This is a genomic window from Pedobacter sp. Leaf132 (assembly GCF_920984695.1).
Classification (GTDB): Bacteria; Bacteroidota; Bacteroidia; order Sphingobacteriales; family Sphingobacteriaceae; genus Pedobacter.
The window spans coordinates 235,417-251,145 of sequence record NZ_CAKLBO010000004.1 but is presented as its reverse complement, the minus strand read 5'-3'; the positions used below and the strand labels follow the sequence as shown (position 1 = coordinate 251,145).

Annotated in this window: 9 protein-coding genes; 2 read left to right on the top strand and 7 right to left on the bottom strand. The window is 37.2% G+C overall.

All coding sequences use genetic code 11. The features are described 5' to 3' along the window. Positions 1–85 precede the first annotated feature (85 nt). Positions 86–2,128, bottom strand: coding sequence for a M13 family metallopeptidase (locus tag LUA86_RS10305; RefSeq protein WP_231460543.1), 2,043 nt, complete (start codon positions 2,126–2,128; stop codon positions 86–88). 89 nt (positions 2,129–2,217) lie between these two features. Between LUA86_RS10305 and LUA86_RS10300 the strand changes: the two genes are divergently transcribed. After that, positions 2,218–3,150, top strand: coding sequence for an SPFH domain-containing protein (locus LUA86_RS10300; RefSeq protein WP_231460542.1), 933 nt, complete (start codon positions 2,218–2,220; stop codon positions 3,148–3,150). 257 nt (positions 3,151–3,407) lie between these two features. Here the strand turns inward: LUA86_RS10300 and LUA86_RS10295 are convergent, their stop codons facing one another. The 4 genes from LUA86_RS10295 to LUA86_RS10280 all read right to left on the bottom strand — a co-directional run bounded on the left by LUA86_RS10295 (position 3,408) and on the right by LUA86_RS10280 (position 8,419). After that, positions 3,408–5,609 carry a carboxy terminal-processing peptidase gene (locus tag LUA86_RS10295; protein ID WP_231460541.1) on the bottom strand — a complete coding sequence of 734 codons (2,202 nt, stop codon included), beginning with the start codon at positions 5,607–5,609 and terminating at the stop codon, positions 3,408–3,410. Positions 5,610–5,864: 255 nt separating this feature from the next. Beyond that, positions 5,865–6,548 (bottom strand): hypothetical protein, encoded by a 684-nt coding sequence (locus LUA86_RS10290; protein WP_231460540.1) that lies wholly within the window; start codon positions 6,546–6,548, stop codon positions 5,865–5,867. A gap of 29 nt (positions 6,549–6,577) precedes the next feature. Continuing rightward, the gene (locus LUA86_RS10285) at positions 6,578–7,420 is read right to left on the bottom strand and encodes an isoaspartyl peptidase/L-asparaginase (protein WP_231460539.1); all 843 of its coding nucleotides are present in this window, start codon (positions 7,418–7,420) and stop codon (positions 6,578–6,580) included. Between the two features lie 99 nt (positions 7,421–7,519). Continuing rightward, positions 7,520–8,419 (bottom strand): cyanophycinase, encoded by a 900-nt coding sequence (locus LUA86_RS10280; protein WP_231460538.1) that lies wholly within the window; start codon positions 8,417–8,419, stop codon positions 7,520–7,522. Between the two features lie 261 nt (positions 8,420–8,680). Here LUA86_RS10280 and cphA point away from each other — a divergent pair, with 261 nt between their 5' ends. After that, positions 8,681–11,296: a cyanophycin synthetase gene (cphA, locus tag LUA86_RS10275; RefSeq protein WP_231460537.1), complete on the top strand. Its 2,616-nt coding sequence runs from the start codon at positions 8,681–8,683 to the stop codon at positions 11,294–11,296. Positions 11,297–11,365: 69 nt separating this feature from the next. Here the strand turns inward: cphA and infB are convergent, their stop codons facing one another. Beyond that, positions 11,366–14,422, bottom strand: a complete 3,057-nt coding sequence (gene infB / locus LUA86_RS10270; protein WP_231460536.1) for a translation initiation factor IF-2 — start codon at positions 14,420–14,422, stop codon at positions 11,366–11,368. A gap of 60 nt (positions 14,423–14,482) precedes the next feature. Beyond that, positions 14,483–15,727: a transcription termination factor NusA gene (nusA, locus tag LUA86_RS10265; protein WP_231460535.1), complete on the bottom strand. Its 1,245-nt coding sequence runs from the start codon at positions 15,725–15,727 to the stop codon at positions 14,483–14,485. Between the last annotated feature and the right edge of the window lie 2 nt (positions 15,728–15,729).

Here is a 15,729-nt window from a genome sequence, read left to right as displayed (position 1 = left end):
TAAAAATAAAAGCCACAGATCTCACAGATGATTAATCCGAAAAATCTGTGGCTAACGTAAAAATCTATTTACTTGTTATTAAAGATTACCAAACGCCTAATCTATTCTCAGGCGCAATGTACATTTTTGCTGTTGCCGGTACATTAAATGCTTTATAAAATGCTTCCATATTATAAACTGGGCCATTTACTCTGAACATTTCCGGGCTATGTGGATCGGTTTTTAAACGCACACGCATTGTTTCATCGCGATTCTTGATTCTCCAAACCTGAGCAAAACTTAAAAAGAAACGTTGATCTGGAGTAAAGCCATCAATTTTATCAGTTTCTTTTCCTTGTTTAGTTAATTTAAACGCATCATAAGCAATATTTAAACCGCCTAAATCTGCCAGGTTTTCGCCCATTGTTAAGGCACCATTAACATGTTGATTATCTAACAAAGCAAAATTACTGTAGAATGCACCAACTTTATCCGCTTTGGTTTTAAATTTGGCAGCATCTTCTTTTGTCCACCATTCTTTTAAATTTCCGGTGGCATCGTATTGTCTGCCCTGGTCATCAAATCCATGAGTCATTTCGTGACCAATTACAGCGCCAATCGCTCCATAATTAATGGCATCATCAGCATTAAATGCAAAAAATGGAAATTGTAAAATTCCGGCAGGGAAAACAATCTCATTGTAGGCAGGATTATAATATGCGTTTACCGTTGGCGGCGTCATAAACCATTCACTTTTATCAACTGGTTTACCAAGCTTATTAATCATTTCTTTATACTGATTTTTTTCAGCCGATTGAAGGTTAGCAAAAAATGTATTTTTAGCTATCTCCACATCATCGTATTTTTTCCATTTATCAGTATAACCGATTTTCTTTACAAAGGCATTTAATTTTTCCAGTGCTTTTTTCTTGGTTTCAGCACTCATCCAATCTAGTTTTTTTATTCTATCCTCATACACTTTTTGCAAATTATTAACCAGCTCAAGCATTCTCTTTTTAGCTTCTGGTTTAAAATATTGCTCCGCATATAACTGACCCAATAAATCGCCTAAATTATTATCAGTATTATTTACCATCGATTTCCAGCGCTCTTTTTGCGATTGGCGGCCAGCTAATGTTTTATCGAAAAATTCAAACCTGGCATCTCTAAACTTTTGAGGCAGGGCATAGGCTTTACTGTTTAAAGCATCAAACTTTAATTTTTCTTTCCAAACGGCTATTGGTTGTGTTTTTATTAAAGCCGCCAATGTTTTATAATATTTGGGTTGGCGTACAATTATCGTATCTACACTTGTACCCAATTTGCTTAAAACACTTTTAAAATCAATGTCCGGCACTTGTTTTTGAAAATCTGCAACAGCAAATTTATTATAGTTCTTTACCGGATCTCTCAACTCAACAGGCGTAGAGTGCGATTGTGCAATCGTTGTTTCAAGCTTAAGAATATCGTCAGCATATTTTTTACTGTTTGTAGAATCACCAGCAAGCGCAAAAATTTTAGAAATGTATGCCAAGTATTGTGTTCTTATCTTTTTTGCCTTATCATCCTGGTCTAAATAATAACTTCTCTCGGGTAAATTAAGGCCGGTTTGCGAAAATACCAACGCATTTTTATTACTAATTTTATCATCAGGTTCAACGCCGAAGCCGAGTAAATCTCCCTCTGCATTTTTGTAGCCATCGGCGACAAAGTTGATTAAATCTTTGCCATCTTTAATCGCATCGATACGAGATAAAAGTGGTTTTATTGGCTCAATACCTAGTTTTTCGATAGTAATTGAGTCCATTCCGCTAGCGTAAAAATCGCCAACTTTTTGTTCTGCAGTACCTTTGGTTGCATTTCCTTTGGCAGCCTGCTCTAATATGGTTTTTAGGTTTTTAAGGTTATCATTATACAAAGTATAAAAAGAGCCCCAACCAGTTTCGGTTTTTGGAATTTCGGTTTCTTTAAGCCATTTTCCATTCGCATAAAGGAAAAAGTTATCACCAGGTTTTACGGTTGTATCCATACCGGCTGTATCAAAAAATACAGTTCTTTGGTCAGCCTCATTTGCCTGATGGCTTTTGTCATTTTGGCAAGCAGCTAACATTAACAACACAGCTGCAGGCAGAATTAATTGTTTTTTCATACGTTTTTAAAAAGTTAGTTAAGTAAAGCTACAAAATGCAGCAGGTAGTTTATATTAAATTTTTTCTAACTTCATAAAAAAATCTAGTTATGCAATATACAATCTACATTCTCATTTTTATTGGTGTTATCATTCTATTAAGCTCTTTTGTTACGGTAAAGCAAGGTACTATAGCAGTGGTAACTGTTTTTGGTAAATACCAACGTTTGCTTCGTCCGGGTTTAAATTTTAAAATACCATTAATCGAGCAAATTTATTCACGTATTTCCATCCAGAATCGTTCTGTAGAACTGTCATTTCAGGCGGTTACTCAAGATCAGGCTAATGTGTATTTTAAAGCCATGTTGCTTTATTCGGTTATAAATCAGGATGAAGAAACCATAAAAAATGTAGCTTTTAAATTTGTTGATGCGACCAACCTAATGCAGGCATTAATCAGAACAATTGAAGGTTCTATCCGGGCTTATGTTGCCACCCAAAAGCAGGCAAATGTATTGGCACAAAGAAATGAAATTGTGCTACATGTTAAAGAGCAAATCGACCAGGTTTTAGATGGTTGGGGTTATCACTTGCAAGATTTACAGTTAAACGATATTACTTTCGATGAAGAAATTATGCGCTCAATGAGTCGTGTTGTAGCTTCAAATAACTTAAAAGCAGCCGCAGAAAACGAAGGACAAGCGTTATTAATTACGAAAACAAAAGGCGCTGAAGCCGATGGTAATGCCATAAAAATCGCTGCTACTGCCGAGCGTGAGGCCGCTCAACTTCGTGGTCAGGGTATTGCATTATTTAGAGAAGAGGTTGCAAAAGGTATGACAAATGCTGCCCACGAAATGCAACAAGCTAATTTAGATACTTCGGTAATTTTATTCACTATGTGGACTGAAGCCATTAAACAATTTGCAGAGTACAGCGAAGGCAATGTTATTTTCCTTGATGGCAGTACTGAGGGAATGAACAATACCATGAAGCAAATGATGGCAATGCAACAAACTCAGGCAAATAACGCAAAAAAATAATATTATATGAAAAGCAAAAGCAGTTAGTATTCGGTTAAACCAGTCAGGCTGTTCGCTAAATCTTTTTTGCTTTACCAAAACCTTACAAAGTTTTGGGCTGTATTGTATCATAAAGTTTCATAACTCTGGCCTTCAGAAGCAAAAAAGTATACCGCTACCATCCTGTTTATTTACAAAGGTTGCTGCATCAAAAAGCTAATTGCATAAAAAAACCCGATAGCTTATTTCACTATCGGGTTTTTCTTAATTAAATATTATTAAAACTTCGGCGAAGAACCTAATCCTAAATTCATAACGTAACTACCCGACTGTTGCATAAAATCACCCATAACATGCAACGATTCATCCTCAATGAAGTCAAAAGCATCCTGTTTGGTAACTTTTTCACCTTTCTTTAATGCAGGTAAACCTCTTGCTGTTCTCAACTCGTTTGCACGAGCCAAAGATTTAGTCTCCTGTGCGTCACGCTCCGATTTAAGTTTTGCCTCGTTTAACGTAACCGAAGTTTCTGCATCACGTTTTTTCATTTCGGCAATGTCTTCCTTCAGATATTTAAAATCTAATGAATTAGAAACACGTTGTTCGCTATTTTTAATCAGATTAGGCTTAACTGCCGTTAAATTTGCTACAGATTTAAAGTTTGATTTTGGAATTACATCCCATGGCAATGCAGACGGCTCAGTATCTTCACCAATTTTATCCATTGGATAAAGCGATGGGAAAGTTACATCAGGTACAACGCCTTTATGTTGTGTGCTGCTTCCGGCTACACGGTAAAATTTAGCCATTGTTAAATTAATCTGACCAAGGTTAATATCTGCTGCTGTTGCTGCTGCAGCGCCAGAAGGTGCTGTGCCAGTTGTTTTGTTTTTAGTGATAATGCCGGCAATTCTTTGCAACATACTTGGGTTAACCAATTTGTTTAAATCGATTGATGATTGCACAGTTCCTTTGCCATAGGTTTGGCTTCCCATAATAATACCACGGCCATAATCCTGAATCGCTCCGGCAAAAATTTCAGATGCAGATGCACTTAATCTATCTACCATCACTCCAAGCGGTCCATCCCAGGCAACACCCGGCGCTTCATCCTCATTAATCTCAATTTTGCCGCGTAAATCTTTAACCTGTACAACCGGCCCTTTATCAATAAATAAACCCGTTAATGAAATAGCCTCAATTAAAGAGCCACCGCCGTTACCGCGTAAATCCATTACAATTGCATCAACCTTATCAAAAGTTTTTAGCGAATCAATTAATTTCCTAACATCACGGGTTGTGCTTTTATAGTTTTTATCACCTGCATTAGCAGCTTTAAAATCGGCATAAAATGCAGGTAATGAAATTATACCCATTTTATATTCTTTGCCATTTTGTGTTATGGTTTTAACTTTTTTCTTCGCCGATGTTTCTTCCAGAACAATTTTATCTCGAATTAATGAAATGATAACTGGTTTCGAAGACATCTCTTTTCCGGATGGAATCACTTTTAAGCGAACTTTTGTGCCTTTAGCGCCTTTAATTTTTGCAACAGTAGCATCTAATCTCCAGCCTACAACATCTACAAATTCTCCATCGCCTTGCGCAACAGCAATAATTTTATCACCCGGACTTAATTGTTTGTCCTTAAAAGCTGGTCCGCCGGCGATAATTTCCGAAATTTTAACCACTTCGTTTTCTAATTGTAAACGAGCGCCAATACCTTCAAATGAACGCGACATGTCTTCGTTAAAAGCAATAGCATTAACAGGGTTGAAATAATTGGTATGCGGGTCAATAGATTCAGTAAATGAGTCCATCAATATCTGGAAAACATCCTGATTATTGGTTTTAGACGTTTGAGATTGAAGATTTTGATAACGCTTGGTTAAAGTTTCAATACTTTTTGGTCCGGTTGTACCTGCTAAATTCAAGTTAATTAACTCATACTTAACACGTTTTTTCCAGGTATCATTAAGTGATGCAATGGATTTTGCCCATGGCATTTTCTCTCTATCGTAAACGTATGAATCTGTTTGATTAAAATCGTATTTGTTTTTGATTTGAGCCAATGAATATGTGAAATACTCATTTAAACGTTTAGCATAAACATTATAGATGTAAAAAGGGCCACTTAAATCGCCATTTTTGAAATCGTCATCAAGCTTGTATCTGTATTTTTCAAACTCCTTAATATCAGAAGCTATAAAATAGTTTTTACCTTGATCTAAAGATTTTATATATCTATCTAAAATAATAGACGATATTGAATCGTTAATTTCGAGTTTTTTATAGTTGTAACTCTCAATTAAATTAACCACCTCTCTAATTACAAGCTGTTGTTGCTCGTCTGGCTTAACATTTACTACACCTTCAACCATAGGTTGGGGTTTCGGAGCCGCTTGACAAGCGAGAACTGCCGCCGTAAATAGTACAAAAAATATTCTCTTCAACATCTCTTTAAATAATTTAAAATCCATTTCAAATTTTATATAGCCAATATGATACCATTTTATCAAATAAACAAAAAAGCGGAAGTATTATTTCCGTCTGTTTTTAAAATGTACCAAATCTAACCAAAAGCTTTTTATTTTTCAATCCACTAAAACAACGATAATGTACGCCTTTTGTTTTGAAATGAAGAATTAGCTTGGTTTAATGTATGAAATTTACATCAAGATTATCACTATGTTAAATAGTGTTAAAATTGTTTTGATGAGGATGGAAGATATTGGTTATTTCTTTGCAGATGTTTTAGAAGCGATGACTTCTCGGGCGTCTTTTATCTGAGATTTGTATGATGTGTTTTTAAGCGAACGCGAAAGGAGTTCAGCCTGATTTAAGTCTCTGCTTGCTAAAATATAGTCTTTCTTTTTAATTTTTACCTGAGCCAAGCCAAGAACTGATTCTACGTAAGCGCTATTGTTGCTTAATTGCTTAGCTAAAATGCCTTGCTGGGTGTAAAACCACATAGATTGAGTATATTTATTACTGGCCAGATAAACCTTGCCAAGTAAATTATAGGTATTCATTTGCCCGCTACGGCTTCCCATTTTCGAATAATTTTTTAAAACAACATTTAACAGAATCTGCTCTGCATCGCCAAAACGACCTAATAAATAGTGCATGTTGCTCATTTTAGTAAGCGCTTGTACGTAAAGATTAAGATTTTTTACGGCATTAAATTCAAATGCAGCTTTGCCAAACAGCGTTAGGGCTTCGTTGAAATCGCCTTTGCGTTCCAAATCCTCTGCATCTTCAAAAAAGTTATTACCTTCTGCCAAATCATATTTAGATACAGCTATGTTGATAGCACTTCCGCCTATACCTGGTTCTTGATTATCAGATTTATCAATGTTTTGAGCATTAAGTTGTAGGGATGCAAAGAGGCTTAAAAAAGCCACAACTATTTTAGTCATGCAACAAAAATAATACTTTAAATTAGATTTTAGCTAAATACCTGTAAATTAACATCGAAAGATGCCCAAACCATGTATGGGTGAGAATCGCAGTGGTAAATTTCTCCCCCTGCGGTTATTCCAACAACGCCTGCAAAGCCATTAAAAGCTTTTAATTCTTTGAAAGATTTATCAGCGGCATCTTTTAGTGAAAAACCATCTGTTACCCGTGTTACAATCTTTGCGGCCAATGCACCGCTAACAATATCTTCGCCAACACCGGTACAAGATATACCAGCAAATTGGTTTGCATAGTTTCCGGCAACGGTTGCAGAATCACTTACGCGGCAAGGAATTTCAAAACCTTTACCACCGGTTGATGTAGCAGCTGCAAGATTTCCATCTTTATCCAAAGCCACACAACCTACCGTACCTTTATTGTTTTGCTGATTTAATTTGGCTTGGTATTCTTGCTGTCTTTGTGCTGTAATCGGGTTAAAAAAATCAAAGCCGTTTTTTCTTGCAAAATTTTGCGCACCTGCACCACTCAAAACGCGATCATCGTAATCCATTAATTTTAAAGATAACTCAACAGGATGCCTAACATCTTCAACATTGATAACACCGCTAAACTTTTCAGTTTTACCATCCATTAGTGCAGCACTCAATCTAACCTTACCATCACTTTGTATTTGTGAGCCAATGCCAGCATTAAACAATTCATTATCTTCCAGAAGTGCAACAGTGTAAACTACAGTTTCTAGAGCGGTATGATTTTTTAAATACTGGTGTCCAAGCGTTACAATTTCTGCAAGGGCATCTTGCTTCGCTTTTTTGGTTTCTAAATTTGTAGATGACTCGCTAAAAAAGCCACCATGAATAATTAGTTTCATTTTGTTAGTTTCTAGCTATTAGTATTAAGATGTCAGTATCAGATAATAAGACTAATAGTTATTAAGGTTTTTTATCCTTTTTGCTTTAAGCTTGCTGAACTATGCTACAGGAATAACTTTTGGATGGTGAATCACCAGGCTGTGATCGGTTAAATCATATACATCACCATCGCACATAACATGCACCACCATATTTTTTATCGAAACTGGTTGCCCCATCTCTACATCAGTTAAGTTTGTATCGGCCATGTTTCTGCCATCAACTAAAATTACCATTCCAGAGCCGATGGCTTCCATGGTATGTCCATCAGAAATAAATAAACCGGTATCTTCACCTAAACCAATGCCTAAAATACCAGGATTACTAGCTGCTGCATACAATAAACGGCCAATTCTACCGCGTTGTACAAAATGTGTATCAACAATAACATCATCAATAAAACCTAAACCACCTGTTATTTTTACTTCACCTTTAAGTAAGGCATCTTTGCTGCTGCCTTGATATATCATGTTTTTAGAACTTGCAGCAGCACCAGCAGATGTGCCGGCAATAACTACGGCTTCATTCTTATATTTCTCCAATAAAATTTGATGGATTTTTGTTCCCCCGAATATTGATGATAGCCTTAGTTGGTCGCCACCAGTAAATATGATAACATCAGCGGCTTTAATTCTTTCGCAATTTTCTTCAGCATTTGCATCTTCGCGGTTAGCAATATTTAATACGCCCAAATTATGAACATCAAGTTGAGCATAAGCCTTTATATATTCTTCACCAACTTTTTCTGGCATTAAGGATGCCGTTGTAATGATTTCAAATCGAGATTCTGCATCCTTAACAGATTCTGTGGTAATTCTCTTTAAAATTCCACGCTCAAAAAAATTCATGTTTTCTGGCAGTCCAAATTGCGTTTCTGCAAAGCTACCAGTGTTTATTGCCCCACCTATGATGATAAGTTTACCTTTCGGAACCATTCTTTGTGTATTAGTATTTATCAAAAAACTCAAATATATCAGCTTATGATAAAAAACACGACTTTTTTTGTCAATAATATTCACTTTATTAACAAACGTGCAAAAAACTTTATTTTAAATCGGCTTTCTTCGGGTTGAAATTAAAACAATTACACTTTAAATTGATTTAGGTATTTGATTATCACTAATTGAAAATAAATGTATAATTTACAGTCACTAAATTCTGCTCAATTAATAAATGAAAAGGGCAATTCCAAGCCTTATTAAACGAATACAAAACTTTACATGAAGATATTAAATATACAAGTATTAAGAGGACCAAACATATGGTCTATCAGTCGTAAAAAGCTAATCCAAATGCGTTTAGATTTGGAGGATTTAGAGCAAAGGCCAACCAATACCATAGATGGATTTAGTGATAGAATAGAAAAACTTTTGCCAAGCATGTTTACCCATCGCTGCTCTAAAGGAGTAGAGGGAGGTTTTTTTACCCGTGTGAAAGAAGGAACGTGGATGGGGCATGTTATAGAACATATTGCATTGGAAATTCAATCGATAGCTGGTATGGAAACTGGCTTTGGAAGAACCCGCCAAACAAAAACCGAAGGTATATATAATGTTGTATTCACATATCTGGAAGAAAAGGTAGGCGTTTATGCTGCCGAGGCAGCTGTTAATATTGCCCAGGCTTTAATTGATGATGTGGAATATGACTTAGAACATGATATTCGAAGAATGAAAGAAATCCGTGAATTGGAGGCTTTAGGTCCAAGTACTGGCTCTATCGTTCAAGAAGCGGTGAGCAGAAGCATCCCCTGGATAAGATTAAATAAAAGTTCTTTAGTACAATTAGGTTATGGTAAAAATCAAGTTCGTTTTCGTGCTACCATGACTGAAAAAACAAGTAGCATTGCGGTAGATATTGCCAGTAATAAGGAAGAAACCAAACGCTTGCTTACTGAGGCGGCTATTCCTGTTGCGAAAGGCGTTACCATTTCAAATCCTGATGATTTAGAAGCATCTGTGGAGAAAGTGGGTTTCCCATTAGTTTTTAAACCTCTGGATGGTAACCATGGTAAAGGCGCCACCATAAATGTTAAAACTTTAGAAGCTGCAAGGGCTGCTTTTGAATATGCAAAAACATATTCAAGAAGAGTTATCATAGAAAAGTTTATTACCGGATATGATTTTAGAGTACTCGTAATTGATAATAAAGTTGTAGCGGCGGCTCAACGCGACCCAGCTCATGTGCGTGGAAATGGCATCCATACTATTCAGGAACTAATAGATAAGGAGAATGAAGATCCTCGTCGTGGTTACGGGCATGAAAATGTATTAACAGAAATTAGCGTTGATAGAGATACACTGGATTTATTAGCTAAAAAAGAGTATACATTGGAAACGATTCCTGAAAAGGGCGAAGTTGTTTACCTAAAATCAACGGCTAATTTAAGTACCGGAGGCACCTCCATAGATGTTACTGATATTGTTCATCCTCAGAATATCTTTATTTGCGAAAGAATATCAAGAGTTATTGGACTGGATATTTGCGGTATTGATATCATGGCACAGAACTTAACCCAACCGCTTACCGAGAACGGGGGTGTCGTTTTAGAGGTAAACGCCGCACCAGGTTTCAGAATGCATTTGGCGCCTAGCGAAGGCTTACCAAGAAACGTTGCGGCTTCTGTTGTAGATATGTTATATCCGCAAGGGCGATTGTCTCAAATACCGATTATTGCTGTAACCGGAACTAATGGAAAAACCACAACCACGAGGTTAATTGCACATATTGTAAGGAGCAATGGTAAACGTGTTGGCTTTACCACTTCTGATGGCGTATATGTACATAATACTATGCTGATGAAAGGTGACACAACCGGACCAGTCAGCGCAGAATTTATTTTAAAAGATCCAACGGTAGAATTTGCAGTGCTCGAAACTGCACGAGGTGGTATTTTAAGAGCTGGTTTAGGCTTTAATGCATGCGATATTGGCGTTGTTACTAACATACAAGAAGATCATTTAGGCCTTTCTGATATTCATACGCTTGATGATTTAACAAGGGTTAAAGCCGTTGTTATTGGCGCAGTAAGAAGAAAAGGCTGGGCTGTTTTAAATGCTGATAATGGTTACTGTGTACGTATTGCAAAGGATGCCCGTTGTAACGTAGCTTACTTTAGTATGGATGAAAATAATCCGGTTATTAAAGAGCATTGCCGTAAAGGTGGCGTAGCTGCAATTTACGAAAATGGTTTTATCACCATTAAAACCGGAGATTGGAAGCTGCGTGTGGATAAAGCAACACATATTCCATTAACTTTTGGTGGCTCCGTTAATTTCATGATTCAAAATGTTCTTGCAGCAACACTTGCTACTTATTTGTGGGGTTACAAACCAGAAGATATTCGTTTGTCTCTAGAAACTTTTATTCCTTCAGCAGCTCATACGCCTGGCAGAATGAATGTTTTCAACTTTAAAGATTTTAAGGTTTTAGTTGATTTTGCACATAATCCTGATGGTTTTAATGGTGTAAAAGCTTATTTACAATCTGTTGAGGCAACAAAACATGTTGGAATTATTTCAGGTACTGGAGATAGGAGAGATGAAGACATTATAGAAACTGCAAGAATTTCTGCCCAGATGTTTGATAAAATTTATGTGTGCCAGGAGAAATATTTACGTGGCCGCGATCAGCAGGAATTGGTTGATTTGTTATTACAAGGAATCAAAGAAGTTGATCCTAATAAAGAAGTTGTAGTAAACAATAAAAGCACTGCATGCCTTCAGGATGCGATTGATACGGCTGAAAAAGGTTCGTACATTACCATTTTAAGTAACACAATTGATAATACAATTCAGCGTGTTACGGAGCATTTAGATAGAGAGCTGGAAGGTTAACTTGCCAAAAAGCCATAAACAAAGAAGCCCCGAAATTTTCGGGGCTTCTTTGTTTATAAGAAATTCTAATTATAATTTTCTTGCAACCTCTACTTGTTCGTAAGCTTCTACAATATCTCCAACTTCGATATTGTTAAAGTTTTGAATGTTTAAACCACACTCATATCCTTTATTAACTTCCTTAACATCGTCTTTAAAGCGTTTTAATGAAGCAAGTTCACCAGTGTAAATTACAACTCCATCTCTAACGATGCGGATTTTGCTGTTACGTGTAATCTTACCATCCAATACCATACAACCTGCAATAGTACCAACTTTAGTAATTTTAAACGTTTCACGAATCTCTACGTTAGCCACAATTTTCTCTTCAAATTCTGGGTCTAACATGCCTTCCATTGCAGATTTAATCTCGTTGATTGCATCATAGATGATAGAATATAGACGGATGTCGATTTGTTCAGCTTCTGCCAGTTTACGTGCACCAGTTGATGGGCGAACCTGGAAACCAATAATAATCGCATCAGAAGCAGAAGCTAACAATACATCAGATTCTGAAATCTGACCAACACCTTTACTAATAATGTTAATTTGAATCTGTTCAGTCGATAATTTCAATAATGAATCGGCTAAGGCCTCAATCGAACCATCCACATCACCCTTAACGATGATGTTAAGCTCTTTAAAGTTTCCAATCGCTAAACGACGGCCAATCTCATCAAGTGTAATATGTTTCTGCGTACGTAAACCTTGCTCACGCTGTAATTGCATACGTTTGTTTGCAATATCACGTGCTTCAGTTTCACTTTCAAGTGCATTAAATCTATCGCCAGCAGTAGGCGCTCCTTGCATACCTAATACCTGTACGGGTTGAGATGGACCAGCCGACTCAACTTTTTGTCCACGCTCATTAGTTAATGCTTTTACACGTCCGCTATAGCTACCAGCTAAAATCGGGTCACCCACTCTTAAAGTACCCGCTTGTACCAACACTGTAGTTACAATACCGCGGCCTTTATCTAATGCTGATTCAATAACCGAACCTGTTGCTCTCTTGTTAGGATTAGCTTTAAGTTCTAATAATTCAGCTTCTAATAATACTTTATCTAAAAGCAAATCAACATTTAAACCACTTTTACTTGAGATTTCTTGTGATTGATATTTACCACCCCAATCTTCAACTAAAATATTCATTACTGATAATTGCTCACGAACTTTATCTGCATTAGCACCAGGTTTATCTACTTTAGTAAAAGCGAAAACCAATGGAACGCCAGCCGCTTGTGCGTGGTTAATTGCTTCTTTAGTTTGAGGCATCACAGCGTCATCCGCCGCAACTACAATAATTGCAATATCTGCAACTTTCGCACCACGAGCACGCATCGCCGTAAAAGCTTCGTGACCAGGTGTATCTAAGAAGGTTACTTTTTTGCCTGAAGGAGTAGTTACCATGTAGGCACCAATGTGCTGGGTAATACCACCTGCCTCACCAGCTACAACATTTGCTTTACGGATATAATCCAGCAATGAGGTTTTACCGTGATCGACGTGCCCCATGATTGTAACAACCGGCGCTCTTTCAATCAAGTCTGCCTCGTTATCAACTTCTTCAATTACATTTTCTTCGTCTTCATCTGGTTTAACAAATTGTATTTCGTAACCAAATTCATCCGCAACAATGGTTAAAGTTTCAGCATCTAAACGCTGGTTAATTGATACGAACATGCCGAGGCTCATACAAGTACCGATAATTTTTGTTACCGGAACATCCATCATGCTCGCCAATTCATTTGCCGTAACAAATTCTGTTACTTTTAATATTTTTGATTGAGATTCAAGCTCATTTGCTGCTTCTTCTGCTGAAAACGCAACATCATCACGTTTTTGACGACGTAACTTAGCACGTTGAGCAAATTTACCAGACTTACCCGCACCGCTTAAACGAGCAAGAGTAGCCTTGATTTGATCTTGAATTTCTTTCTCAGTAGGTTCTTCTTTAGGTCCGCTTGGTGTAGCATTTCTATTCTGAAAACCTGGTCTGTTGTTATTTCTGTTTCCTTGATATGGAGTTCCACCTTGCCCGGCAGGTCTGTTACCCTGATATGGTGTTCCGGCCGGTCTGTTACCTTGGTAAGGTTGACGCGGTTGTCCTGGTGCACCACCCTGACCAGCTGGGTTTTGCCCTTGCTGCCCTGGATTACCACCATGTTGACCTGGTTGACCCGGAGCTCCAGGAGTTTTTTTACGCTTACGTTTACGTTTGGCGGCTTCGCTATCACTAGATGATGCAACTGGGCCGTTTCTTCTATCGGGCGTAGTAGGTAAAACAATTTTACCAATAATATTTGGACCGGTTAATTTTACGCTACGAGCTTTCATTACTTCAGGCTCGTTGCTGGCAGGCTTAACTTCAGCAGGTTTTTCTTCTGCTTTAGGCTGCTCAACAGGTTTAGCTGGCTCTGGCGCTGTAACCGTAGCGGTTGGCGCTACAGGTGCAGGCGGTGCAACTGGTGTTTCTTCTTTTTTAACTTCAATTGGTTTTTCTTCAACCTTTGGAGTTTCTACAACAGGCTTTGCAGCAGTTTCAACTTTTGGCGCTTCAACCGGAGCCTCTTCTTTTTTAGCGGGGCGAGTTTTTGAGTTTAAATCATTTAAATTGATTTTCCCTACAATTTTTACACCTGGCAAACTTCCGTCTTCTGCTTTTTCTTCCTGCTTCGTTTCCGCAACAGTTTCTTTAGCTGCAGGTTGTTCCACCTTAGGTGCTTCAACCTTCTCTGGCTCAGCTTTAGGCTTTTCTACCGGAGGTGCAAATGATTGAGTATTTTTTATCAAAATCTCTTCATTTTTCTCGAAATCGGTATTCTTTTTAGGTGCTTCAGCTGGCTTTTCAGTCTCAGGCTCGTCACGACGTATTTTACCAATCACTATTTGTTTGGCTTCTTCTCTTACGATCTTATCTCCCTGATACTCTTTTAATAAGGCATCATACATATCGCCCGAAAGTTTAAACATAGGGCTTTTCTCGGCTGAGAACCCTTTTTTGTTTAAAAACTCTACGGCCGTACCCATGCCTATATTAAGTTCTTTAATAGCTTTAATTAAAATGATTGGTTTGTCGTCTGACATTTAGCTCCTGTTATTTTTTATTTTAATACAAAAGTAGTGTTTATTTGGCAATTACACCACTTATTCAAATTCTGACTGTAAAATCTGAACCACTTCCTTAATTGTTTCTTCTTCTAAGTCGGTGCGTTTTACCAAATCTTCCACTGTAAGTGCTAATACACTTTTAGCGGTATCGCAACCGATAGCCTTTAATTCATCGATGATCCAGCTATCAATCTCATCTGAGAATTCTTCTAAATCAACGTCTTCATCACTTTCTTCACCTGCTTCGCGATAAACATCAATTTCATAACCGCTTAATTTGCCGGCTAATTTAATGTTGTGTCCGCCACGGCCAATTGCCAATGAAACCTGATCTGGTTTTAAGTAAACCGATGCATGTTTAGTTTCATCATCTAATTTAATAGAGGTAATTTTTGCCGGGCTTAAAGCACGGGTAATATATAATGAAATGTTATTTGTGAAATTAATCACGTCAATATTTTCGTTTTTCAATTCGCGAACGATACCGTGAATACGTGAACCTTTCATGCCCACGCATGCTCCAACCGGGTCAATACGGTCATCATACGATTCTACAGCCACTTTAGCACGTTCTCCCGGTTCGCGAACAATTTTCTTGATGGTAATTAAGCCATCAAAAATTTCCGGAACTTCTTGCTCAAATAAACGTTGCAAAAATTCTGGTGCTGTTCTTGAAATGATAATTTTCGGGTTAGCGTTAATCATTTCTACTTTAGAAATTACTGCTCTTACAGAATCTCCTTTTTTGAAATAATCTGCAGGAATTTGCTCAGTTTTCGGCATCAAAAGTTCGTTGCCTTCATCATCCAAAACTAAAGTTTCTTTTTTCCAAACCTGGTAAACCTCACCTGTAATAATTTCGCCAACGCGATCTTTATATTTCTTGAAAATTTCGTCTTTCTCTAATTCTAAAACTTTAGAAACTAATGTTTGGCGAGCGGCTAAAATTGCTCTGCGACCAAAACTCTCTAAAGTAATTTGTTCAATGTAGTCATCACCAACCTCTAAAGTACTATCAAGTTTAGAAACTTCTGCAAGTTCAATTTCTAAATCATCATCTTCAGAAAATCCATCCTCCATCACCTTTCTCGTTCTCCAGATTTCTAAATCCCCATTATCTGGATTCACAATCACGTCACAGTTTTCGTCTGTTCCGTATTTTTTACGTAACATGCTACGAAAAACTTCTTCCAACACACTAATCACCGTTGGGCGATCTATATTTTTGAAATCTTTAAACTCCTGAAAAGAGTCAATTAAATTAATTGTTGTAGTACTCATTT

Coding starts and splice junctions, on each gene's coding strand:
- LUA86_RS10305 (WP_231460543.1), bottom strand. CDS start 2,128: ATGAAAAAACAATTAATTCTGCCTGCAGCTGTGTTGTTAATGTTAGCT.
- LUA86_RS10300 (WP_231460542.1), top strand. CDS start 2,218: ATGCAATATACAATCTACATTCTCATTTTTATTGGTGTTATCATTCTA.
- LUA86_RS10295 (WP_231460541.1), bottom strand. CDS start 5,609: ATGGATTTTAAATTATTTAAAGAGATGTTGAAGAGAATATTTTTTGTA.
- LUA86_RS10290 (WP_231460540.1), bottom strand. CDS start 6,548: ATGACTAAAATAGTTGTGGCTTTTTTAAGCCTCTTTGCATCCCTACAA.
- LUA86_RS10285 (WP_231460539.1), bottom strand. CDS start 7,420: ATGAAACTAATTATTCATGGTGGCTTTTTTAGCGAGTCATCTACAAAT.
- cphA (WP_231460537.1), top strand. CDS start 8,681: ATGAAGATATTAAATATACAAGTATTAAGAGGACCAAACATATGGTCT.
- infB (WP_231460536.1), bottom strand. CDS start 14,422: ATGTCAGACGACAAACCAATCATTTTAATTAAAGCTATTAAAGAACTT.
- nusA (WP_231460535.1), bottom strand. CDS start 15,727: ATGAGTACTACAACAATTAATTTAATTGACTCTTTTCAGGAGTTTAAA.